Annotated in this window: 19 protein-coding genes; 8 read left to right on the forward strand and 11 right to left on the reverse strand. The window is 45.9% G+C overall.

Annotated features, from left to right (window positions below; all coding sequences use genetic code 11):
- Positions 1 to 78: 78 nt before the first annotated feature.
- The 3 genes from rpmG to ACLSSO_RS11620 are packed head-to-tail and all read left to right on the forward strand — an operon-like array spanning position 79 to position 1,414.
- Positions 79 to 258, forward strand: coding sequence for a 50S ribosomal protein L33 (rpmG, locus tag ACLSSO_RS11610; RefSeq protein ID WP_041873421.1), 180 nt, complete (start codon positions 79 to 81; stop codon positions 256 to 258).
- Positions 258 to 794: a dCTP deaminase gene (dcd, locus tag ACLSSO_RS11615; protein WP_295900036.1), complete on the forward strand. Its 537-nt coding sequence runs from the start codon at positions 258 to 260 to the stop codon at positions 792 to 794. The genes rpmG and dcd overlap by 1 nt, the downstream gene beginning before the upstream one ends.
- Entirely contained in the window at positions 776 to 1,414 is a 639-nt protein-coding gene (locus ACLSSO_RS11620) for a hypothetical protein (protein WP_295900037.1), read from the forward strand. Before dcd ends, ACLSSO_RS11620 begins: the two co-directional genes overlap by 19 nt.
- Here ACLSSO_RS11620 and ACLSSO_RS11625 read toward each other — a convergent pair.
- The 4 genes from ACLSSO_RS11625 to ACLSSO_RS11640 all read right to left on the reverse strand — a co-directional run bounded on the left by ACLSSO_RS11625 (position 1,356) and on the right by ACLSSO_RS11640 (position 7,780).
- Positions 1,356 to 4,442 (reverse strand): hypothetical protein, encoded by a 3,087-nt coding sequence (locus ACLSSO_RS11625; RefSeq protein WP_295900038.1) that lies wholly within the window; start codon positions 4,440 to 4,442, stop codon positions 1,356 to 1,358. The genes ACLSSO_RS11620 and ACLSSO_RS11625 overlap by 59 nt on opposite strands.
- On the reverse strand, positions 4,432 to 5,868 hold the full coding sequence (locus ACLSSO_RS11630) for a transposase (RefSeq protein WP_413942889.1): 1,437 nt from the start codon (positions 5,866 to 5,868) through the stop codon (positions 4,432 to 4,434). Before ACLSSO_RS11630 ends, ACLSSO_RS11625 begins: the two co-directional genes overlap by 11 nt.
- Positions 5,869 to 6,036: 168 nt before the next feature.
- Positions 6,037 to 6,777, reverse strand: a complete 741-nt coding sequence (locus ACLSSO_RS11635; protein ID WP_295905934.1) for an alpha/beta fold hydrolase — start codon at positions 6,775 to 6,777, stop codon at positions 6,037 to 6,039.
- On the reverse strand, positions 6,764 to 7,780 hold the full coding sequence (locus tag ACLSSO_RS11640) for a M14 family zinc carboxypeptidase (RefSeq protein ID WP_295905935.1): 1,017 nt from the start codon (positions 7,778 to 7,780) through the stop codon (positions 6,764 to 6,766). The genes ACLSSO_RS11635 and ACLSSO_RS11640 overlap by 14 nt, the downstream gene beginning before the upstream one ends.
- 123 nt (positions 7,781 to 7,903) lie before the next feature.
- Here ACLSSO_RS11640 and ACLSSO_RS11645 point away from each other — a divergent pair, with 123 nt between their 5' ends.
- Positions 7,904 to 8,704, forward strand: a complete 801-nt coding sequence (locus ACLSSO_RS11645; protein WP_295905936.1) for a DUF1338 domain-containing protein — start codon at positions 7,904 to 7,906, stop codon at positions 8,702 to 8,704.
- A gap of 101 nt (positions 8,705 to 8,805) precedes the next feature.
- Here the strand turns inward: ACLSSO_RS11645 and ACLSSO_RS11650 are convergent, their stop codons facing one another.
- Positions 8,806 to 9,453: an HD-GYP domain-containing protein gene (locus ACLSSO_RS11650; protein WP_295905937.1), complete on the reverse strand. Its 648-nt coding sequence runs from the start codon at positions 9,451 to 9,453 to the stop codon at positions 8,806 to 8,808.
- Positions 9,454 to 9,602: 149 nt separating this feature from the next.
- On the opposite strand from ACLSSO_RS11650, the gene ACLSSO_RS11655 reads away from it, so the two are divergent.
- Complete coding sequence (locus ACLSSO_RS11655) at positions 9,603 to 10,265, forward strand: hypothetical protein (protein WP_413942890.1); 663 nt, start codon at positions 9,603 to 9,605, stop codon at positions 10,263 to 10,265.
- Positions 10,266 to 10,315: 50 nt separating this feature from the next.
- On the forward strand, positions 10,316 to 10,654 hold the full coding sequence (locus tag ACLSSO_RS11660; RefSeq protein WP_413942891.1) for a carboxymuconolactone decarboxylase family protein: 339 nt from the start codon (positions 10,316 to 10,318) through the stop codon (positions 10,652 to 10,654).
- A 68-nt stretch (positions 10,655 to 10,722) separates the two neighbouring features.
- On the opposite strand, the gene ACLSSO_RS11665 is transcribed toward ACLSSO_RS11660, so the two are convergent.
- The 5 genes from ACLSSO_RS11665 to ACLSSO_RS11685 all read right to left on the reverse strand — a co-directional run bounded on the left by ACLSSO_RS11665 (position 10,723) and on the right by ACLSSO_RS11685 (position 21,674).
- Positions 10,723 to 11,637, reverse strand: coding sequence for a hypothetical protein (locus ACLSSO_RS11665; protein WP_413942892.1), 915 nt, complete (start codon positions 11,635 to 11,637; stop codon positions 10,723 to 10,725).
- A gap of 61 nt (positions 11,638 to 11,698) precedes the next feature.
- Positions 11,699 to 14,800: a S8 family serine peptidase gene (locus tag ACLSSO_RS11670; protein ID WP_413942893.1), complete on the reverse strand. Its 3,102-nt coding sequence runs from the start codon at positions 14,798 to 14,800 to the stop codon at positions 11,699 to 11,701.
- Positions 14,797 to 18,213, reverse strand: coding sequence for a hypothetical protein (locus ACLSSO_RS11675; protein ID WP_413942894.1), 3,417 nt, complete (start codon positions 18,211 to 18,213; stop codon positions 14,797 to 14,799). The genes ACLSSO_RS11670 and ACLSSO_RS11675 overlap by 4 nt, the downstream gene beginning before the upstream one ends.
- 173 nt (positions 18,214 to 18,386) lie before the next feature.
- Positions 18,387 to 19,409 (reverse strand): hypothetical protein, encoded by a 1,023-nt coding sequence (locus tag ACLSSO_RS11680; RefSeq protein ID WP_413942895.1) that lies wholly within the window; start codon positions 19,407 to 19,409, stop codon positions 18,387 to 18,389.
- 201 nt (positions 19,410 to 19,610) lie between these two features.
- Positions 19,611 to 21,674, reverse strand: coding sequence for a hypothetical protein (locus ACLSSO_RS11685; protein ID WP_413942896.1), 2,064 nt, complete (start codon positions 21,672 to 21,674; stop codon positions 19,611 to 19,613).
- Positions 21,675 to 21,864: 190 nt separating this feature from the next.
- On the opposite strand from ACLSSO_RS11685, the gene ACLSSO_RS11690 reads away from it, so the two are divergent.
- The gene (locus ACLSSO_RS11690; RefSeq protein ID WP_413942897.1) at positions 21,865 to 22,587 is read left to right on the forward strand and encodes an FAD-binding oxidoreductase; all 723 of its coding nucleotides are present in this window, start codon (positions 21,865 to 21,867) and stop codon (positions 22,585 to 22,587) included.
- The gene (locus ACLSSO_RS11695; protein ID WP_295905953.1) at positions 22,580 to 23,488 is read left to right on the forward strand and encodes a DMT family transporter; all 909 of its coding nucleotides are present in this window, start codon (positions 22,580 to 22,582) and stop codon (positions 23,486 to 23,488) included. Before ACLSSO_RS11690 ends, ACLSSO_RS11695 begins: the two co-directional genes overlap by 8 nt.
- Here ACLSSO_RS11695 and ACLSSO_RS11700 read toward each other — a convergent pair.
- A complete protein-coding gene (locus ACLSSO_RS11700; RefSeq protein ID WP_295905954.1) occupies positions 23,415 to 24,446 on the reverse strand; it encodes a DUF475 domain-containing protein in 1,032 nt (343 codons plus the stop codon). The two genes, ACLSSO_RS11695 and ACLSSO_RS11700, sit on opposite strands and share 74 nt — an antisense overlap.
- Positions 24,447 to 24,468 lie beyond the last annotated feature (22 nt).

A 24,468-nucleotide genomic window follows, 5' to 3' on the forward strand; every position in this document is an offset into this window, starting at 1 on the left:
GACCCCCTTTGAAAAGGTATTGTCATTTTTTCCATATTACGCATGGCAGTACAAACTTGAAGTTTAAGGGGCACCGCAATGGCTAAAAAATCAGGAAGAATCATCATCACTCTTGAGTGCACAGAAGCTCGCGCTGAAGGCAAACCTGTTTCTCGTTACACTACGACTAAGAACAAAACTAAAACTCCTAGTCGTCTTGAGAAAAAGAAATACAATCCAAATCTAAAACGCCACACAGTTCACAGAGAAACTAAGTAATGATTCTTACGGATCAGCAGATTCTCCAACACATGGAAGCAGGCTCCATTAAAGTTGAGCCTTTCCGCAGAGAGTGCCTGGGAACGAACTCTTACGATGTTCATTTGGGCAGTACTCTAGCTGTGTACGAAGAAAAGACGCTGGACGCCAAGAAGCATAACAAGATTCGCACCTTTGAAATTCCTGAAGAGGGTTTTGTTCTCATGCCGGACACTCTCTATTTGGGCGTTACTTTAGAGTACACAGAGACTCTGAAACACGTCCCATTTTTAGAAGGAAAATCAAGCGTAGGTCGTCTCGGAATAGACATCCATGCCACAGCAGGCAAAGGCGATGTCGGTTTCTGCAATTATTGGACTCTGGAAATTTCGGTGAAACAGCCAGTGCGTGTTTACACTGGTATGCCGATTGGTCAGTTGATATACTTTGAAGTAAAGGGCGATATTTTGACGGCTTACAACGTCAAACCGTCGGCAAAGTATAACGACAAAAAACCAATTCCAGTAGAGTCAATGATGTGGAAAAACTCATTCTAAAGTCCCTCTTAGTATTAAGTCTCTTTTCATTAGCAGCGTGCTCAGGAGTCGAACCGGAAGAAGTTTCTGGTATCGACTCTAACACTATTGTCTCTTCTACTTTTTCTGAATACAGCACCGATAAAATTCAAGGCTCCGGAACCATTCGTTTCAGTGAACTATTGAATGTCTCTTCCAGCAAATCTATCGCCTTAAAAGCCTCGCTGGACACGCTTTCGATGAGTTCGGTGGCCGTCGTTCTTTATTCTTCCAACAGCATCATCCCATCAAACGATGGTATCGCCGTCACCTTCAGCCGCTCCGGCGCCAGCGTGAATGCGCAAGTGAGCTTCAACGGCAACTCGGCCATGGTGAATAGCTCCAAGATGTCTTTTTATTTCCCAACTTCTATTGATGTGATCGTTGAGGTTCACAATGTGAATTCCAAAGCGCGAGTCTTTGTCTGGAGACGCAATATGGTGGAATATGCTCCAGCCACTGCGGATGTCGATACGGACCGTTCGGGAGATTTAAATTCGTCCCTCCCCGTTCAACGAGGAGGCGGTTCATTTACCGGTTTGATTATTCAGAACTCAACGGTGACGGCAGCACGTTTAGATTCACAGAAAGTTCTTGATTAGAACCTTCTGCCTTGGCCTTCTTCGCCGCCGCACTCACTTGGTCGGCGATATACCCTAAGATTTCAGAAAGCTGAACACGGTCGGCCCACACGTCCCAATTGTCGCGTTTGCCTCTCCATTTCAAGACGAAACGAAGCTTTTCTTTGATCGTCTCTGGTGGTTTTCCATAACGAAGGATGTACGTGAAAAGATCCAACAAGTCTGATTCTTTCAACGTCCCCTTCGCGATTTGATCTTTTGCAAGCTCAAGAAGAATACCTTTAAACGCCGGGAAGGCATTTAACGACTCGCCCGTTGAAATGAAACCGTCTTTGTTTTTGTCAAAGCGCGCGAAGACCATTTCAATATATTGCATCACGTGCGGAGCCAAGGAGATGTCTTCCATCTTCGCCATGTTCTGATCATTCGGAACATAACCCGCGGCCTTAAAGACGTTGTTCATGTAAATAGCCCACTCGTCTTTTGAAACCGCTTTCATAAACTTCAAATACTCCGGCGTGGCCGTCATATTTTTGGGCATAGAGTCTTTGTAAGCAGCTCGAGCACAACTCAAACCAACAAGAGAATCGTTTGTCACTTTCTCGCCGTGCTTAAAGCAAACGCGCACTAGATCTTCACGCAACATCGTATTGATGTTCACGCCTGACCAGATCATCGCGACAAGGTCCGTCACTTCCGCGTAAGAGGCCAAGGTATTTCCATCGGAATGCGGAACAAAGATATTCGCCTCGCGGAAACGCGAAGATGCGAAGGTCACATTCTTCGGCTCAATCAATCCCATTTCCACCAGGACTGGTTTCAAAGTAAAGAAAGCCGCTTGAACCTCATCAAGGATGGCTCCTTTGTATGTCGCTACACGCTCTTTGTCGTTCACAAAAGAACGAAGAAGAAGTCTTGTGATGCCTCTATAAAGATTCATCTGACGAAGAGTGTGCTTCGTGTAAACTTGTTCGAACTTGTTCGAGATAATAACGCGGCTTTCACTGTCCAAAGTGATTGGCACAGGAGTGTCTACCGATAAAAGGAACTCACCTAAACCTGCCTGCAATGGCTCTGTCGCGGTATCTGCTTTTTTAGCGTTCTTTAAAACATCGCTCAATGCTTTCGCATTAAGACCGTCTTCAGGTTTCCAATTTTCAGTCAGTGTTGCAATAAAGAGTTCAGAGTCTAACCACACTTGCAGTTCATGACGGATGACCTCAATTGAAGCCAAGTTCAGAGCATTAGGAACGTAACCATCAATGCGCTGATTTGGGTTCACAAAGATATTGTTAAGCACCACACCCAAAACTTGATCGAGCGATTCGGCCTTCAAACCCTTTGGTAGAACTTCTAGCTTAATTAGGTGCTCTGCAATTTTATTAAGTTCAGCGCGAGTGAACTGGTTCTCTTTTTTCGCGATCAAAAGATCGCGCAAGATGTTTAAACTTTGATTTGAGAGTACCGACAAGTAACTCACCGTCAAAGGTTGCTCCATCGGTTTTTCTTTTACGAAGTAATCGTAATAAAGGAAGTCCGAATAAAATCTGGCAGCAAAACCTAAAAGAACACTCCAGTTGCCTTTTCGCAAAGAAGAATCGTTTCCGCCCAGAATCATGTTCTTCACATCGATCACCATTGGCAGATACTTTTTCACTTGTTCTTCGTAGCCCACTTCTTTTGGTGGATACAAAAGCTCCACTTCGTGAATCAGGCTGGTGAGATCCTTAAGATCGTAAGCGCCTTCAAATAAAACACCGGCTTCGCGAACTGTCGCCTCAAGAACGAACTGAGACTCCATGAAAAGCTTTTGCGCTTCTTCCGGTTCGTAAATCTCTGGTTCCCACTCACGGCCATAGATAGAATAATAAGGAAGGAAACGTTCTACTAAGATTTTAATACGGCTGACTTTCAAGCGGGCTGTTTCAAAATCCGTCGTCGTAAAGGAATCAACACTGCCACCAAAGAAGAGTTGCTTCACCTTCATCGCTTCAAAAACAAGTTTGTTTGAAACTTTGAAATCAGGCCACACCACTTGCAATGTTTTAAGGAGTTCCGTCACTTCATCGCGAGAAACAACGCCTTCAGGTTTTTCTGCAACCAAGTCTTGGAATACAGACAAGACATCTTCCACCGTGCGTGAAAGATAAGAAAGGCGATAGCCCGTTCCCGTTTCGGGTACAGATTTAATGAAGTAATAATAACGAAGATATTGAACGTAACCGCGGGCACCCAATAAAGAAAAACGACGCCATTCATTCGGCGTGATCGTGTTCTCATCACCACCGGCCAAAGCTTTTTTAACCTTTTGGACAACCGGCATGTACTTCATGATTGTTTTCGGGAATTCCCAGCTCTCACCAAAGAAAGAACTCATTTCTTCCATCAATGAAACGAAGTCAGAAAGTTTATAACCCTGCCCGTTTTTCTCAATCAAGGAAGCCAAAGTGCGAGCGGCATTTTGAACTTCTTTATTCGCATCTTCAAAATAGCGAACATCCAGTTGCAGCTTGTTTGAATCCGTCACCGCCCAATTGAGCGACAAGACTTTCATATACGGATTCAGTGCCACCGTCATTTCACGGAAGTTTTTAAACAAGACAATGAGCTTATCGATTTCAGTACGAGTGATGTAGTCAGGACTTCCACCAACAAAGACCTGCTTAAGCTTCATGAATTCTGTTTGCAAGCCAACGGTGATTTTAGGATTTTGTTTTGGATCAAGAAAGTTTTTTTCTAAGAAAGTTGCGAGTTCTTGGGGAGTGTAACGATCCGCTGCACGTCCACGCACATAGCGCTTAAATTTTTCAACCGCACTCGTCGCGCAATCCCAGCTTCTTTCAACGTCTTCTTTTTTTGCGTTTCCGACGATGAAATCCTTCACAACGGGATTCATCTCCGAAAGACATTGAGTGCCGCTGAATTCCTGGCTCTCTGGCGGAGGTGGTTCCTCACCGACTTTCGAGTCACAACCCGAAAGAACTCCAGCCGATAAAATGCAAAAAGAGAGTGCTGCGAAGCCTCTCTTTAGATCAGTCTTAGAAAACATAAGTCATGCCTCCGTAGACCCTGTCATTGGCGCGATATTGATTGAGAAAACTTGAAGGGTTGTAGGACTCATCCTGCACCCCTAAAATATCACCGCCCATAACAACGGCCCACTTTTGACTTGGATAATAGAGGAACTCTGTATTGAGCAAAGAGCCTCTTTGATCGTAGTCATATAGATACTTGAATCTTGTTACGAAAGGACGGCGGAAGAGGCTTGCAAGCTGCCCTTCCACGCGGAATGAAAGTGCGTTGGTAAATTTCAGACGCTGATCGAACAATGTGAAATCGTCAGGACTTCCATTCGACAAAACATCTTTAATACCGCCGCCGTCGACTTTCAAATACTCCAACTGAAACGCCAAAGTTTTTGTAAAGATATTGGCTAAGGAGAAATCAAACGCCGCCGAATAGGCTTTGATCGGTTTCAAACTTTGAATCGACCAATCCACCTCAGGAAGTTTTTCTTTTGGTTCATCCTGCAAGTAAGACAACGAAGCTTTGAGGTTTGAGAAAGCGTAACCGATATCCAAAGAATAGATGCTGTGATAGCCCACATCCGGAGACACCGTCACGTCCACCTTGTCTTCAGAAACATCTTTAAAGTTTTTACGTTTCAAGATCAATTCATTCACGGGCAAGTAACCGGCACTCGCAACAACCCAAGGACCGTTTTCTTTATTGCCCAAACGGCCCATGAAGCCCACACCGCCATTGCCTACAAGTTTCGCCATGTCGGGAATATCAAGGTCGTAGCTGATCGTGTTGATGTGGTTGTTGAAGTCGTAATTGCGCGAAGGCGCGCGATACCAACGGCTGTCAGAGACAAGGCCGCCCCCCTCTTCACGAATATCGGGTCCCATGCTCGGAATAAACACAGGAGTTGCAAAGCCCAGGATCTCCCAGCCTTGCGTGTTGTAGTCGACAAAAAGCCCCGTCAAACCTTGTTCCTCGGGGCGAAGAGTGTCGATTGCAAACTTCGGCTGCCACAGGCCCAATTGCCAACGGCGATCCATCTCACTCCAGTCCTTCTTTTTACGCCCTAAGAAGGTTTTAAAGGGCGTATTCCCATGCGAAGCGAGATAAGCCTCATGCACGACGAAGTGAGATTGCCCACGCGAAAAGAACGTACCGCCCGAGATATCGGCGGCCATGTCAATCCAAGATGTTTCTTTAAGAGCGGACAAGCGAGCGGAAAGAAGTTGGCTAAAGGAAAGTTGGGGAGATTCTGGAATTGGAGTGAAGTATTGCATTCCCTCCATACGGATTTGTCCATAGACCTGCGCCGGCGAAGACGAAAGTTTCGGCTCTTCAATAGAGCTCACCCCTTGAGCCTGAAGATCCTTCACGCTCATGGTTTGAGTTTTCGCTTTTGTGGTCACGGAAACACTCGTAAGTGCCGCCGCGATGTAGGTTCTTATCCTCACATCCGCCTCTGGATAAAAGTCCAGACTGTAGAGAATAAGAAAAGGCCTCGGGAGTCAACGGAGCCACGTGTCGATATGCTCCAAATCAAATATAGGAGAGCTGATGGTAAAAAAACGTCATTTGGTTTGAAATACTTACCCCTAAAAAAATACCATAGAAGGTCATTTTTAGAGTAAGTGCTCGACCAGCCAACGCGGATCGTCAATAGGAATATCGTGGCCCGCCCAGGGATGCATTGTGGGTTTTAGTCCCCACTTTTCCGCGATTCTGAGCGTGCACTTTGGTGACACCAAACGATCTCCGTATGAACCCAAAAGTTGGATATCACCAGGGGCTTCCTCTGGAAAACGATAGCGTGATGCCGCGAAAATTTGGCGAAGCATGTTTTCAATGCTCATCGGATGTTCTTTTGTGTAGGCCATCAATGGCAAGATCTCAGCTTCACGACGCTCGTGACTGTTGGTCACCATTCCTAAAATAGTTTTCTCCCACAAAGCTTCATTATTTTTTGCACCTAGCAAGTTCATTGATTTGACATAGTTCACGAGCAAGAAGCGCTGATAAAATGGGGAATATCCTGAAGAGCTTGTGCACACTAAGTATGCTTTTTTGATTTCGTGCGGATACTCGCGCATCCACTCAACGGTGACCATCGCGCCGAGTGAAACGGAAAGGACTTTGAACGGCTCCCCTTTTTTCACAAACTCGGAACGTGAGCGCAGGTCTTTGACATAATCAGAAATATTCGTCGGACTTGTTTCGTCATTGCGCGCGCCATTTCCAGGAAGATCAATCAATTCGAAATTGTCCTCGGGAAAACGCTCTTTCATTTTATCAACAAAAGATCCCCAGTGACCAACACCACGAGCTAAGCCTCGCAATAAAATCCAATTTTTAGTTTGTGGCATACCACAACTCCCGTGCTTTTTTATCAAAGTCTTCTTTTTGCAGTTCGGATAAATTTGCCCACGCTTGCGGTGATGCTACGGCGCGGATTAAAAATTCCATCAGTGTATTATGACGACGAAGCGTTCGGCGCTGACGATGACCTTTGATTGGATTAAACGGTCCTTCGGCGCGGAAAATTTGCCAGGGATTTTTTTTCACCCACAGCCACGAACCCATCTCAAGACACAACGGCAAATATGTTTTTTCGCCACGAGCCTGCAAATGATTGTCATAGAGATAATCCCACAGATCTCCGTGAGTCGTATAACTTTGCGCCTGAGGTTCAAAGCGATAAAAGTGATGAGGATACGTGCGATCTAACAAATCTTTTAACGAGTATGCGAGTGGAAGATCCGGAAATGGTTTGACCGTTTTTGCATAAGGAAACCAAATGCGATCCTGAAAACCAAAACCCGAGTGTACATCAATCGTGACTGCCAACGAACTTTGCGCAATTTCTTTTTCAACAGCCGCAATCAAAGCTTGTGCTTCGACTTCCATCGGAGCGCCCACTTCACCACGATACCACGGCAGACGATTGCTAAAACGCTGACCACCCACCCAACGTGCGGGAGCTTCTCCTTCGACAGGGGCATTACGCATGAGATCCACCCCACGCGGATTGCTGCGTGTTTTTTTGTAAATGCCGATAGGATTCACAGTAGGAATAAAGAAAACGCGAATGTCCTGCAAAGTTCTTTTGATCGTCTCATCCCACAGAGCCAACTCTGCCAGTGAGTTCATCAAAGCCACGCACACCTGCGCGCCGATGCGTTCAAGACCGTGCACGCCACCTGTGAAACCCAAGACTGGTGCTTTGGGGTCTTCACTTCCGAAAGTCACTTTGTAGATGGGAAAACGCAAAGAATCCAGCTCACTGTACGCAAGGACTTCAGAGCGTACGGAACTTCCCAGGCCCTGAATTCTTTTTTCAATTTGTTGGATCTCAGGCAATGACGTCATAGCGCTTATTGTTGGCGAAATATCCTCCAGCTCCAATGAATAACGCTCAAAGTTATGCGCCGGACCCGTTGCGCCCTCGATTTAAGAGCGGTAACCTTCGGTCATTCATTAGGAGAACTGTTTATGATGAGCCTAGAGACACTTTTGGAAAAAATGTGGGTCGACTACTGTCAGATTAATCCTGCTGCTAAACGCATTCACGATCTTTTTGTTGCGGAAGGCGAAACAGTGATTAATGACCACATTGCTCTTCGCACGTTCAATCATCCGCGTTTGGGTATTGAATCTTTGGCAAAACAATTCAAAAAATACGGCTATGTCGAAAAAGGTGATTACACTTTTGTAGAGAAAAAACTCTATGCAAAACACTATGAGCATCCAAACGAAGATATGCCGAAGATCTTTATCAGTGAGTTGGAACTTGAAAAGGTGTCACCATTCATTCGCGAAACTGTGAACAAACTTGTCGACCAACTACCTGATTCTGAAATTCAACGTGAAGACTTTGCGATGGCGGGACGCCCTTGGAAAATGACTTACGCTTTGTACTCTGAGTTGGCGAAAGAAAGTGAATACGCTTCTTGGGTGGCAGCTTATGGTTTCCGTCCGAACCACTTCACTATTAACATCAACAAATTGAAGAAGTTTAACGACATCCGCGTTTTAAATGAGTTTGTAAAAAGCAAAGGCTTTGTCTTGAACACTTCAGGTGGCGAGATCAAAGGAACGACAGCGGATTATCTAGAGCAAAGCTCGACAATGGCGTCTGAAATTCCTGTGAAGTTTGATGACGGCACTTTCAATATTCCAGGTTGCTACTATGAATTTGCGAAGCGCTACCCGCTTGAAAACGGCAAACTTTATCAGGGATTCGTTGCCAAATCCGCTGATAAAATCTTCGAAAGTACAAATAAGATGAAATAGGAAACGGAAATATAAGCAGCAAATGCAAGGCGCGAGGAGAAAGCCGTACTAGAAGTACGGCGCCGACGAGTAACGCAGCAGTTGCTGTTTATAGTTCCGTTTTACGCGATTTTCTTGATAAGGTGGTTCAAGGTATCTTGATCCGCCTCTTGCGTTTCCCATGTCTTGTGCGCTTGCAAGAACGTCTTCACAAGCTGGGAATCGAACTGAGTGCCAGAACATCTTTGCAGTTCTGCGTAAACTACTTCCACCGGAAGGCCTTTGCGATAAGCACGTGTTTGCGACATCGCATCGTACGTATCAACAACTAAAATAATACGCGCCAACAGAGGAACTTCATCCCCACGTTTTTTATCGGGATAACCTGTTCCATCAACACGCTCATGATGACCGCGAATGGCTGGCAAGATTGAAGCAAAAAACTTATCGTGACTTAATGGATTGATAATCTGTTCACTTAAAACCGGATGACTTTGCATGATCAAGTGCTCAGCATCATCTAATTTTCCAGGCTTAGAAATGATCGATTGGGGAACTCCCATCTTACCGATATCGTGAAAAAGACCTGCGAACTCCGCAAGCTTCTGCTCGTATTCGTTAAGACCAGCATCACGAGATAATTTACGAGACATCTCACCGACTCGGCAGCAATGCGCATAAGTCGCCGGATCAACCAGCTTCAACGATTGCATTAATGCCTGCGCAGCCCCATAGGCCCACGCCGGTATGTCTCCCCAGGAAGACGACATTCTGACTCCCTTCCCCTTATACAAATTTTTCGGTTATAAACACGTAAAACTTAAATTCGAGAAATTTTAACGTCTTGTTGTGATTCACGTTCTCGTTGACAGTCTCTTTGTGGATTGAAAGACTTTAGTCTTAAGAGGGGTATATCATAATGAAACACTGGCTTCTTGCATTGACAGTTTTGACGTTTTCTTCGGCATCCTTCGCGCAAAAAATCAAAGTTCGTCGCGTGAAAGGCAACCAAGCCGTTATCGAGTTTTCTGGCGGCAGCCTTCAAAGCGGACAAGTTTATGAACTAGCTCCTGATGAGTTTGCTGATTCTTCGGTTTCCACAACATCTCGCAAATACGTGATCGCTTTAAGCGCAAGCCTTATGAATACAAAATCGGATGCAGCCGGTGCTCAAAACGAAACGGATCTGTCTTTAACAGGTAAATTCGGCTGGAACTTTGGAAGCTACGAATTCGGGCCTTTGCTGACTTATGCTTCTGATCAAGTAGGAAGCATTACGACTACATCCTATAAAGTGGGTGGCTTTGCTGACTACAATCTGATTTCAAACACACCCGGTGAAGCTTTCCTTTACGGTATTGGCGGCACAGCTTCCATAGGACAAATTGACGGCGGCTCTGGCAGCAAAAGAGACTTAATGGACTTTTTCGTAGGCCCTTTTGTAAAGTGGTTCCCCACTGGCAGCAACGTCGGCTTCCGCTTGGATGTCGGCTACATTTATCAAAAACAATCCGGTGGCGTGGGTAGCGAAGCTACGATCTCTGGTCTCGCTTCCGCTGTCGGAATTCTTGCTTACTTCTAAACACGAATTCAGTAAACTGGGCTCAACCCATCCAAAAAGGAAGTTGAGCCATGTTAAATTGGACAGAATATCTTAGCGAAGTCAAAAGTCGCATCGGCGCCATCGCAAAAATGAACCCTGATATTGTTAGAGGCTATCGTGCGATCTCAGACGCAAAAACTCCCGATTCAAAATTAGATCCAAAAACAAAAGAACTCATCGCACTCGCCGTGGCCGTCACCAATCGCTGTGACGGTTGCATTGTCGTGCACGTGGAAGCCGCGAAAAAACACGGAGCCACTCAAGAAGAAATCATGGAAGCTTTGGGAGTTGCTGTGGCCGTCAACGCAGGAACAGCGCTGATCTTCTCTGCTCGCACGCTTGATGCTTACGCGAACTTAGGTAAATAAAAAAACAAAACCCACAACAGAGTTAACCGTTGTGGGTTTTTTGTAGGTCTTAACTAAGAGCCAACTGATTACCAGTTGAAGCTGTTTTCGTCGTAACCCCAGTTAGCAAGAGCTTTTTTGTACATGCCCTTCATGAATTTTTGAGCTTGGTGAGGCTTTAAACCCAACTCAGATGCAGATCTGTTAGTCAAATCTTGCATAGAAGAGCTGTCACCCATTGCCAAGTCTTTCGCAGCAGCTAGAGCGTCAGAGAACTGAACACCGAAAACAGCTTTGAAAGTTTTGTCCATGTCTTTTTCAGAAGTAGTACCGCGCTCAGCAGCAGCTACTGCCCAAGAGTTCAATGCAGAAGCAACTGCAACCGCTTTGTCTTGTTTGAAGCCGTATTCTTTCATCAACTTCTCAGAAGCCATTTTAACAAGTTTCTTATTTGTATCAGAGTTCAAAGCAGCGAAGTTTGTATCTGATGCAGAAGAAGCGTTTTTCTCGTTGATCGCTTGACCGTAATTAGATTCACCTGTGTTCGCATTGTAAAGAACGCCGTTTTTACCCAACCAATAAGTTCCGTTAGAGATATCTTCCCAATAGAAACCAGTTGTTCCTACGCCGATAGTTGTACCACCAACGTAACCGGCAAACTCAGAAACGTTTGCGTAGTATTGGAAGCGACCCAAATCGTCGTAAACAGCGGCTTTACCATTAGAATCGAATTTAACATACCAAAGGTCGTCAGAACCGTGACCGTAGTCATTGTAGTGAGGATCTTCAGTGACTGTGATTCTCTTTCCGTTAGAAGCGAAGAACGTGCAACCTGGAGTTGCTTCTTGAGTTTTACAAGCATCACCGTAAACAGTCTCATAAGGATAGTAGAGTGTCGTTCCGCCGCCGCCTGGTGTTCCACCACCGCCGCCTCCGCCGCCACCGCAGGCTGCGAAGCTAGTTGCTACAACTGCTGCTACCATCGTACGCAATACATTTTTCATTCGTGGTTCCTCCTATGGAATCTTTTTTTAATTTTCAAAACCGCTAAAAACGATTCTTTATTTAGTAAGTCAAGTTAACTCGCAGCAATTTATCGCCGCAGTAGTAGTCAAACGAGTGGGCTCCTTTGGATCCTTCGAAGACCGCCGTTTCCATTGAACGACAACCTGACGACTTAAATCTCAAACGAGCCGGTGACACCAGTTCGACTGCAGAGCCATCCTTTGCAAAAATCGGTACCAACATTTTGACACCACGACTGAGCCCCGCTCCTTCGGTTGTAAAGATGGCTGGAAGCTTCGTTGATGCGTCGCGCGCATCGCGGATCGTGAGCGGTATATAGAGAGAGACAAAGAGGTTGTCTGGGAAGAACGTGTAACGGTCTAAGCTGCGGCTCCAAACTTGGTTCGTGATGAGGTCATGATATTGAATTTCGGAGTTTGTAAGTACAAAGGCCCCCTTACGTTGAAGCCCCGCGAAAACCGCTCTGACACGCAAAGCGGAGTCAAATTGGGACCGCTGAGCTGCCAACTGACGATCCAAGAGATCCCAGTTTTTATTATCAAACAACGTCAAACGCTGCTGACGACTGAGTCCTTCACCAAACCAGAAGCTGCCAGCGAATTCGTCTTTGGCATAATCAAGGCTTTGGATTTTATCAACGCGGGTATCTAAAATATTACGGTAGACGTTCGTATCATGGAACAAATCAAGCTCCATGAAGTTTTCAATCTTTCCGTTAACCACGTCGGCCACCGCGAAGTTGTACAGATAAGACGGCTTCGCTTCAGTGCCTTGGTTTTTCGCAAGCAAGATAGAAACACGGCCAGCTTCAATCTGATCTTGGCGCGGTTGAATCACATCAACAATTTTATAGTCTTCGTACTCTTCCAGGGCTTTAAGTTCATTCTTGTCATTCAGGAAGTAGAAACGAAGTTTTTGTTTTTCGATATCGTTTGGATTTTCCCAACGGTCTCTCAAGCTGCGTTTACGGTCCGGATCTTTACCGCCGCCAATCCAGGCTGGGCGCTTGGTCCCACCGATTTTCTGCCAGTAGATTTGAGAAGCATCCAGCGGCATCGCTGCCATCTCACCATTGTAGCCAAAGCTTTCAATGAGCTTCATCGATTTATCAAAAACGAAGAAACTCATTGGCGAACCCTTGGCATTTTCGTCGTCGCTCCTATCTTCAAGCACGCCCAAAACGTATTCGCTTTGGCCGTCGCCATTCATATCCATGCGAGCCGTGACTTTATCTAAGAGATTTTCACTGTTGCCTTCGATACGAATTTTTGTGCCACCCACAGCGTTGTAAGAGCCCGTGCCGGAATCCGCAATCACCCACAACTGCCATTGATTTTTGTTTTCCATCAACGCCAAGTAATCGCGTTGTTCGGGATTTTTATCCAAGTTTTGATCTAGAGGAATGAAAGAAACACGTCCCTTTGGCATTCCCACGATTGGATAAGTGCGGATGTCTTTTCCCGCCATGTTTTCGTTTACATCCACCGTGATTTCAGTTTCAAAAACATAACGGCGCGGCTCTTGGTCCCCGACTTTCACGTCCACTGTTAAATCCAACTCACTTGGAATGCGGGATTGTGAAGGATCGGCATTGTCGACAATCGACATCGCAACGACATACTTACGGACTTCGCCTGATTTCCATAGTGACGGATACGGCGCTACTTCTTTGACTGACGTAATCCAAGGACGAACCGCCTCTGGGTGAGGTTTGATGAATTGCGGGTTCATCTTCACTTTGGAAATATCCACGTCAGACCATTTATTTACAAAAGAAATTTCGAAATAAAGATCTTTGCTTTTACGATCCCAAGGGATTTCTGTTTTTTCTTTATTCGCGATCGTGATGAAAGGCTGTGGTTGGACTTTCAAAGATCTTTCTAGATCCAAGTTTCCGGCCACAGAATATTTCTTATAAATTTCCCTTTCTGGGCTGAGAACTTGTCCTTTCTCATGAGAGCCGCCTTCAAGCAAAGAAAGGTTGCTAAGAAGAGGCCTCGCTCCCAAAACAAGGCGCGGGTAAATTTCGTTGGCTGGAATTCCGCGTGCTAACATTTCTGCGACAGCCGCAGCAACGAAAGGAGACGCTTGCGAAGTCCCCGAAAGATATTCATAACCCAGTGTTGAACGGAAACGCACAGGACGTTTGCCTTCCGGGAACGTGCTCAGAATATTTAAACCTGGAGCCACGATATCAACGCCACTTCCGTAGTTTGAAAAGTGTGTCATCGCTCCATCTGGACCGGAAGCACCAACGCAAATCACGTTGGGATAAGCGCAGGGTCTCAACAAAGCTCTTGTTGAGTCATTCCCCGCTGCGGCGACGATAATCACGCCACGCGCTTGAGCTTCTTCAATCACTTTTCTCATGAATTCAGAGTCGGAAGTTTGTGGCCAACCCATAGAGAAGTTGATCACTTTCGCACCTGAGCGCATCGCATAGATCACACCACGTGCAACGACATCACCAAGACTTCTTTTGATGGATTCTTTACCCGCTTCTGTGGGGTCATCATAAATAGACAAAGGCTTGATCGGTTCACTTGGTTGAACGCCGATCACTTGCACTGGCAAGATCTCTACGTTCTCACTTAAACCACGTACGCCGATATTGTTATCCGCTTCAGCAGCAATAATACCCGCGACGTGTGTCCCGTGACCTTGTTCATCGTCAAAGTCGGGACGGCCCAGGATTCCAGCAGCATTTACGCCACCAAGAAGACTCCAGCCTTGGCAATCCAATGGATATCCATTTTTATCTTGATCGACTTCAGGATTTTTTAAATCCATCCATTTGGCTTCGCAGACCTTACGATCATTTTCTTCCAAGCACGCCTTGAATTTCGCTAAAGCACGGCATTCCGATTCATTTCTATGAATCACCGTTTTTAAATCCGGATGACTTTTCTGAATACCAGTATCCAAAACAGCGACAAGAATTTTCTTTTGCGTTTTTTGACGGGCTGGCAAACGTACATCTTGCTGCGCGCGCGCAGGAACTTTGTACGTGTGCAAAGGATCAAGATCCACCATTTGCGGCTGACCTTGATTGTTAAGCCCCCACTGATAAGCAGAAAATGGGTCCGCCGCATGAGCGGACACCGTGGTTAAAATCGAAAGAGCTAAGATTAGGTGTCTCATCGGAAGCTCCCTTGCGAACGATCGAGCTCAATTGGAGAGATGCGTGTCTTATTTGCAAACATCGCAATCAAACCACTGGCGTAATCGATATTCTTTTTTGGATCTCCCAAAGTGTTTGAGAAGTATTCCAAGTCACCGTCTTCATCGCCGGTACGGAAACCATTGATGCGAACAAAGAAGATGTAATTTTCTTCGCCTAAGAATTTCAACAACTGAGGAAGTGGGATCGCTTCTTCAAGCACGTAGATCACATTTGTCATCCACTGCGTTTGTGACAGCTTGTCTTTCGGATACTTTGCAGAAAGGTCCAAAAGCTTTTCCATCCAAGGAACCATACAAACGTAGTTCGTTCCGTTCACCCATGCCGACGTCGGAATATCGCTACCACCACGGTCATTGTTACCGCCCCGGCTTTTTTGCTGGGCTTCCTCGCACATTTCCCAGTATTTGCCTTTGCCCTTTTCCATGTTGCCGTTACCAAGGATCAACATCATATCGTCGAACATTTCTTTATCGTTGGCGCGAGCTTTATGGCCCATCTTTTCGCTGAGTTTTTGGAAAAGACCGCTCACAAACTTATGTCTTCTAGCTGCCTTTCCGTCGGCATCGGGCTGTGTGATCAAATTGCGGATCTTATCTAAGCCACCTGGCAAGATCGAAAGATTCGCAGTGATACGATAGAAGTCCACCGCTGTGACATTGGCAAAAGCTTCCGGTTCAATCAAACGGTAGTTCATCAATGGCGCTCCATTGAGCTCGCCTTGAACTTCATCCAGAAGTTTAAAGAATTTTTTGCGGTTTAAATGCCATCCGCCCCACACGTGCTGAACAATAGCTACGGATGGATATTGTTTTGAGTTCACCGTAAGGTCAGACTCTGTGTTGACGGTTCTCCAGTACGCTTTACCAAATGGCGTGTTCGCCGGATTTGGATCGTCACTGCGAGCTAAATCAATGCGGCTCTTCGGAGACCATTTGTTGAGGATGCCGTCGATCCAGTCAGAGGCAAAACCAAGAAGGTCACGACCTTTAAGTTCCCCTTTTTTATTTGAGAATAACGTCACTTCTTCATCTTTAGGATCGATATCCGGGGCTTCAGAGCTGCGCGGGTAACGGATCTTAAGCAAGTGATCTTCATTGAATGAATTCACGCGCCACGCAAGGAACTTCGTGCGAAGTTCTTTGGTTTTAAGATCATGATCGATCTCAAACTTTTTGTGCGAGAATTTCGCATAGAGCAACTCAGGATCGTTGCTCTTAAAGAGCGCACGAAGAGCTGGCTTCAAATTATCGCGAGTGTCGACGAAATCTTTAACGAATTTTTGGTCGACTTTGCCCGTATCCAAAAGTTCTGCGTATTCAGGATTGTAGTCGATGACAAAGGCGTCCGTATTTAAATCCGTCCATGTCGTGTTAGCACGGATGCGCATAACGTTGATAAAGAAGTTAAAGTCTAAAGTCGCACCCAAGGCTTTGCCCGTTTGCGCGCGCACGTAAACTTGAACACCTTCTTTAGTTCTCATGAAACTTGTTTGACGAAGAATCGCTCTTGAACCATCAGCGCCAACAGAAACAGACGTGATGAAACTCAGTGGTGAAATACCCATCAATACATCTAAGGAAGAAGACAATTGGCCGTAAGCTGACAAAGCGATAGAGTCTGTGATGGTGAATACTTCACCTTCACGCATATCCGCTAAGAAGGCATCCAAAGGTTGGCGCATGCTCTTACCGTCGGCTGACTTCACCAGATCTTTTTCCGTCAAAACTTTAGAAACATTGTTCATGAATTTCGGAATCAAAAGGTCCTGCCATGGAACTTTCGTACCTTCTTTAATTGAAAGAAGAGGACGAACGTGAGTGTAATCTCTCATCACCATGACGTTAGCGCCAAATGCTGGAATCACATTTGGAACTCCATCCAGAGTCATGAAGTAACCCAAACGACCTGCCACACTTAAATTATCCACCAATTGAATTGGCGCGGAACTTCCGAAGTAAGTTCCCGTCGTGACGTGACGAGTGGCTGCAAGATTGAACCCGCCTACAGGACCGCCCCAAGCTTCAACATTTTGGTATAACGGCTCCAGAGGTTTTTCTTTAATATGTTGAGCAATTCTTTGTGAGATCTCTTCGCGACGACCTTGGTAAAGATCACTGACCTTCAGAAGATCCAATTTTTCGTTGATATGATTTAAAGCCGTACCGATGGCTGCCGACTTCGCGCGAATACCGATGTAGCGTTCCAAATCACCGTCTTGGAATGGCGATTGACGGTCACCGTGCGCAAAACGCTGAGGATAACCAGGAACAAATTCCTTCATCACTTTTCCGTTTTGAACGATGCCATTTGCAGAATTGATTCTTTCTAAATCTGGAAGAGGCAAACCGTTATTGCCTTTGAGATTAAACAACTCAAGCGCGTTGTTCACGCGGTAAAGAAGTTTTGCGAGCACCAGCTCTTCAAGTTCTTTCGGGAATGCACCCGCTTTTACGATGTCTTGAATATCCTGATAGCGAAGATCCGCAAGACGTCTTACCAACCAGCGAGCATCTTCATAAGTACAAGCAGAAAATGATTCCGCCGAGGGATGGTTGATCACCACATGACCGGAAAGAACCGAACCGAATTTCGCAGAGAAACGGTTGATACTTTCTGGAACGTCGACAAGAGCAAATGGAAGAATCAACGCACGGTACGCTCTGTAACGAGAGAATCTTTGCACCGCAGGCAATTGATCTGGATTGTTTGGATCTGGAGCGTAACCCCATTGAATATCGAAATACTCTGCCAAAGCCGGTTCAAGAACGGCGTCTGTGAAAACGACCGAGTGGCTGCCCGCATCGTCTTGGCTCACCCAACCGCGGCTTTGGAAGTCTGAAATCATGCTTTCTTGAGCGTGCTTTAGGAAAGATTTTTTCTCTTCTTCATTGGCGAAGAAAACGCGGAGGTTGCGGTAGTATTTTGGAGATGGAACATAGTAGCCAAGTTTTCTTAAAAGAGCCGCACGCATCAACGTCGTGTGGCTATAACGGCTGAGACTTAAACGATAGAACAATCCTGGATTTTCGCGGGATTGAACACGCGACATATAGGTGAACGGCAAAGCGGCTTCTTCAGAAAGGAACTGCACACCATTGTTTGCCACAGGGTACGTGCCCGCGATTTCTTCTGTCGCGGGGTAAACGCGGTTTTGCCACATTTTATTTTCTTGAGGATTGAGACGACTGAGATCAGTTCCTTGATTCGCCAAAGCGGCAGCTTGACCGACATCCAAGGGATTACCTGAACTGCCGATAAGATCTGAAGAGGGCTTTTTCACGGATTTTAAAGGCAATGAGACGCTTTCAGCACTCGCTATGGAGAGCATCATCAGGCAAAATGCGCAGACTATGACTATTCTCAAAGACATTTAAACTCCCTTATTAGGGTAAAATTGGCACCGTCCGGTATTTAGCAAGGACTAAGCCATGGCTTCACATACGAAACGGTGTTAATTCCGTGTTTTATTCGTTTTTACGCAAAAATGCGGCCCCCGTTCCACGAGTTGCCGCATTTTTTATCTTGGTGTCAGACTTCTCGACACTATCTGCAGAGGACTTTGTAGTGAGCCAGCATGGCTGCTTCAAGCTGTGTGCGCTCGCCTTCATCCACGATGTACACGCCCAAAGCGCGAGTTTCATTTTCTAGGACGAAGCGACCGACGATGTCTGGAGCGTAGAACTGTTGAGCGTTCGTACTAAAGTAAACCGTCGCGTCTTGGGAAGGATTGTTGGAGTCGTAAACTGTAAACGCAATAGTTCTAGCAGAAAGTTTTTGATAGGATTTCACCATTACTACGTGCTGAGCCGTGCGACCTGCGCGCAAATTGATAAGGGTCAGACGTTTGCCATCGAGATTTTTCATCAGCTGTTGTGCTGTGATTACGTTCGTACCACCAGCGCGAGCGCCGCTTCCCATAGCTAAAGTGATATTGCTTGCACGGAAAAAGTGAGAAGCCTGATTTGCTTCAATTTCATCTTTGAAATTACGAGACACTCTTTGACCGTTGAACTCTTGTTCATAACCACGCATCAAGCCATTCCAAAGACCGTTCTGATAGTCTTTAGAACTTTCATACAAGCTTCCCTCTGGTACTGGGAACACGGTGTAAAAACTCAAATCGCGAGAGATAAAAGGCTGTTGCTGACTGTTATTATTCGGATAATCGTGATTGTTACCACCGATTTTAGCTTCGAGTTTGCTTCTGCGAACCATATCTAAAATGCGCGGGACTCTTTGATCCATGCGACGGTTGTCAGGAGTGTTGTAACGAGCCATATAAGAAACCATTCGCTGTGTACTACTCAGCGCCCAACAACCTGCGATTGTCGCCAAACCACTGCGGAAGGGCCAATTACGAACCGGCATATTGCGGCTTTCCGCAAAGGCATCAGCACGGATGGCGCGATAGATATTGTCGACATTCAAGGTGCGGCAACTTAGGTTTTGCACCAAAGAATCATTGATCACTTTATTGGATTGCTGTGCGTAGGCTTTTTCGGAGGTCACGAAAAATGACGAAAGCAGTCCCAAGACAAATAGGAAAAACAAAAATAGTGCTCGCATTGAACGTCCTTTCTTTAGCAACGCTGTTCCTGCGAGCAAACATCAAACCAGGCTGAAAATATGTTTAAAGCCTTTTCAACTGTTCAAAACCTAAACATGTGACTTTCATGGGCGCCAAATAAATATCTTGTTCCGAGAGTTACCAAGAAAAAAGGCGATCTCGCCGAGATCGCCTTTGCGTATTTTTCAGAGTGAAAAATCTTAGAAGTTGATACCTAATCCCACCGTACCGTAGAAGGTGTTCAACTCGGCCTTTTGATTGAGTGACGAATCTGTAAAGCTGTAACGTTTCATACCGAATCCCGCTTCGCCGAAATAACGATCTGACCACAAAACTTTACCGTGGAAGTTCAGTGACATCGGCGCATTCAAAGTCACTTTGGAATCCATCGAGCTCATATAATAGATAAACTCCATGTCCACCCATTTTGGATATCGCATGATTGGCAAAAGATTGAAGAAGTCATCAAACACTTTTGGCATCGAGCGCGCCCAGAAAGCTCCCACACCGAGCATCGGCGCTTTCAATTTATCAAAAGTCACGTTCTGATAAGAGAGCATTCCACCGACAGACTCATCACGTCCCCACAAGCCCGGAGTCACGCGATATTTTAAATCCACTGTCATTACACTTAGCGGAGCCGTGTTCCCGGCCGTATCCACTTTCAACTGATTGAAAGATTGGAAGTACTTCGCACTAAAGCCCCATCTTTGACGAGACAGCCAATAGTTTGTCCAACCGAAAAGATCTTCGAACCATTGGTTGTAAGCCACTTCACCCATAATGATGAAGTCACTCTTTGCTTGAACGCCTGTGAAACGCCCCGAAAGCTCACGCGGGAACCCTTTATAGATTTCGTAGTACGACTTATAAGTTTTTCCGTCGACGGTGACATTTAAATACGAGCGATTGATTTGACCGCGCTCTGTCGCCTTAAATTTCCAAACGAAACTTGCTGGGTCACGCGGATCGACCTCCACCGAGTTTTGATCGGAAGACACTTCCGCCACAGGTTGTTTACGACCTTCCAGCTTAATGCCATCAATATACGTGCCTGTCGGAGTGCGTTTGCTTAGGTAAGCACGAGATTGAGTGCGAGGAATTTCTGAAAGCTCGAAGCGTTGTTTGAAAACGCCTCCGCCTTGTCCCGGCAAATAAATTTTCGGATCGTCTTTCTTGATAGCCGCAGCCCAGAACTTACGAGGATCACCGATCGTCGCTTCAAATCCCAAGAGCTTCGTTAAAGAAGAGTATTGATCTGGATTGAGAATGATAGAGCGGCCAATCGGACGCGTGTCATAGCCTACTATTCTTAGAACACTGGGCTTTTTCGTATCGGCGATATCCATCAGCTCTAATTTGTTTGGAACCGTCACGAATTCGTAAGATTCTCCACTTGCAAGCTCTGCAAAGAACGACGTCGGCATATCTGCCGCGACAACCACAGAGTTTTTCATGGGAGCTTCTTCATTTTGCACAAGCACACGCGGAGTCGTGGCATCCGTGCGCACTTTCCCCATGATCACGTTACGACCTGAAGATTTCGTTCCGTATCTTTGCGAGCACATTTTTGTCGAGTTGCGACCGTCTGTTTGAGTTAAGCAGAAACGGAAAGATTCTTTCTGCCCCCAGAATGGAGCTTTCGCTGCTTCGGCATCCACGATCGCAAACTGAGAACCGAAAACACCGGCACGAATCAAATCTTTTGCCGGAACACCTTTTGTGATCAAGGCTTTGCGCCACTCTTCAAGTTGTTTGGCCCATTTTGTATGATCCGCTTCCGTAAAATTATACGTCCAAAGAACCGCACCGGTTCTGGAAATCATTTCCAAAGTTCCGTGGGTCATAAGCTTATCCGGCCATGCCATCACAAGAGTGGTTTTTGCAGCTTCACTGCTACCAAGAATTTGGTTGAGCTGCGAATGAGTTTTACCTAACGGCAAAAGAGCAAAGAAAAAGTTTTTTTCATTGAAAAGGACGTTCCCGATTTTCAGGGTCTTTCCTTTGTCTCCCGTAAGATCGTATTCCAACTCCAAAGGAGGTAAAATCACGCCGTTATCGATTTGATCGAAATAAAGGGGTTTGTTGAAGTCGCGCGTTGCTGCTGTTTTCAACAACGAACGTTGAGGAGCTGGAATTTCCTCTTGAGCTTCCGCCGGAGCTGGGGTGGAAGCTGGCGGGGCTGCCGGAGTTGGCTCCTGAGCCTGCGCGAACGTACCGAAACTAATAAGTGCAGATAATACCAGATGCTGCGCAATATTCACGTTGTTACCTCTTTGCTGTTCCTACTTAGGATTTTGTTGTCTCGGGCTCTCCTGCCCTCGTCCCTCCGGGCTGGCGCGATAAAATCCCCTCCTAGGATTTTATTTAATGCGAGGTTTTGTAACAAGCTAAAATATTGGACTGTCTGGGATTTTTGGAATATTAAGACCAAAGCAAACCTGAAGGAGCTTTATGTCTTCCGCACGCACGATTTACCACATGAAAGTAGAACAAATCATCGATCACACTCCGACAGTGCGCGAACTGGTGCTTAAAACGGATTCTCCAGCTGAATTTTCCTTCAAAGCTGGTCAATTTGTGATGCTCAATGTCCCTCAAGGCGAAGCAAAGCCGATTTTGCGTGCTTATTCCATTGCCTCTGATGACCGCATCAAGAATGGTTTCCGCCTTTTGTTTAAGTTCGTTGAAAACGGAGTGGCCTCGACTTTTGTTTGGAACCTCAAAGGGGGCGAGACGCTCAACTTTACCGGACCTTTTGGAAAAGTGTTTTTCCAAGAACCACCGACAGAGCAAATCGTTTTCCTCAATACCGGCACCGGACTTTCTCAGCACATCTGTTATCTGCTTTCTAAAAAAGAACAGTATCCGAATCTTCGCTATCGCATGCTCTTCGGCGTTCGCTCCGAGAAAGACATGTACTACCAAAAAGAAATCGATGAACTGCAAAAAGAACTCAAAGATTTCAAATTTGAATTTGTTCTTAGCCGTCCGCAAGATGATTGGAAGGGCAAAAAAGGTTACGTGCAAAACTTTATCAGCGAATTTGATTATAAAAACATTCCAACGACGTTCTACCTCTGCGGTAACGGCGGCATGATCAAAGAAGTGAAACACCAACTTCTTGAAGTAGATGGTTTTGAGAAATCACGCATCTGGGCGGAAGCGTTTGACTAAGAGTCGCGCGGCCATCGAATTGATCTTTGCCGGGGTCCTTTGGGGCTTCGGCTTTGTCGCCACTGTCTGGGCTCTGAAGGCCTTCACTCCCATCGAGACATTAATTTATCGTTTTATCATCGCCTCAGTTTTTGGCGAGATTCTTTACATCATTTTTCGCGGAATCAACTTCACAACGATTCGCGAAGAGTTATTACGCGCGCTTCCCGCGGGTCTTTTTCTTGGCGGAATGCTACTTTTACAAACCATCGGACTGAAATACACGACAGCGACAAAGAGCGGATTTCTGACGAGCCTTTATGTGATTTTTGTACCGCTTTTCAATGCGTGGTTTTTCAAGTCGCGTTCCGGATGGAAAAATTATGCTTTGGTTTTGTTGGCCCTGACGGGAACTTTTATTCTGATGGACGCCAATCTTCAAGGGGTCAACACCGGCGACCTTTGGACGATTGGTTGTTCGGTCATCGCCGCTTTTCATATTATTTATATCGGTCGCATTTCAAACCGTGTTGGCAATGCGTTTCGCTTTAATAATTTTCAATCTTTGTGGTGCTTAGCTTTTCTGACTCCCCTTTTATTAACTCAAGATAAGATCACCATGAGTTCAGAGCCCTGGCTTCCTTGGGTTGGCGTGATCTGTTTGGGGGTGGCTTCGAGTGTGATTGCGTTTTATCTGCAAGTGCGCACACAAAAAGTTCTGTCGGATGGGACAGCGAGCATGCTGTTTTTATTGGAGTCGCCATTTGCGGCAATCTTTGGATATTTTATTTTAAGCGAGCGCCTGACCTTGTTTCAGCTCTCAGGCGCCTTGATGATTTTAATCGCTTCTATTCTGCAGATTCTTTGGGACTCTTCTTCAAAGACCACAGGAACGAAACCGCAATCACAAGTCCTCCACTAAGACCTGTCACCCATTCAGGAATGTGCAGGAATGGATCTGCGAGCATAATCATAGCTAGAATACCGATAGCGTAAAAAGCGCCATGCTCAAGATAGGCAAACTGCTTGAGTGCTTCCTTTTCAACAAACATGATTGTCAAACTTCTGACGAAGAAAGCCCCGATACTGAGACCAATCATGATAATGAAAAGATTGTGCGTGATTGCAAAGGCTCCCACAACACCGTCAAAACTGAAAGAGGCATCTAGAACTTCCAAATAAAGGAACATGCCCGCGCTGGCTCTGTGCACGTCCTTCATTGTTTCATCAGAAGCTTCAAGCCATGAACCGATGCCGTCCACAATCACGTAAGTGATAAGACCCGCCATTCCCGCTTTCAAGAAGGTCAACGACTCTTCCATAGGCAGGAAGTGAGAAATCAATGCAAGAATGACAAGACAAAGAGCCACCTCGATCGCTTCGACTTTGCTGCCCAAGTACGCTGTTGGTTTTTCGATAAAAGAAATCCAGTGCAAATCCTTGCTTTCATCGTAGAAGTATTTAAGGGCCACCATCAACAAGAACGCACCACCAAAGGCCGCAACCTGCAAATGGGCGCCCAACATCAGTTTTGCATAATCATCAGGGCGAGTGGCCGCCATTACCAGTGCCTGCCACGGATTGATGTCAGCAGCGAAAGTGACGATCAACAATGGAAAGACCAAACGCATTCCGAAAACGGCGATCAACATCCCCCACGTCAAGAAGCGATGACGCCATACGGGAGTCATTTCTTTAAGAACAACGGCATTCACAATCGCATTATCAAAAGACAAAGAGATTTCAAGAACGGCTAAAATCACCGCAATAAAAAGAGCACCGAAACCTGCGGCTGCAGTTCCGCCGTAATAATGACCGACAAAGTAAGACGCAATAAGTCCGATAACTGTAAAGAAAAAGGAGCCAGTAAAGTATTTCATGGCTCCACATCCTGCGGCTCCA

The organism is Bdellovibrio sp. HCB-162 (genome assembly GCF_047344985.1).
Lineage (GTDB): Bacteria > Bdellovibrionota > Bdellovibrionia > Bdellovibrionales > Bdellovibrionaceae > Bdellovibrio.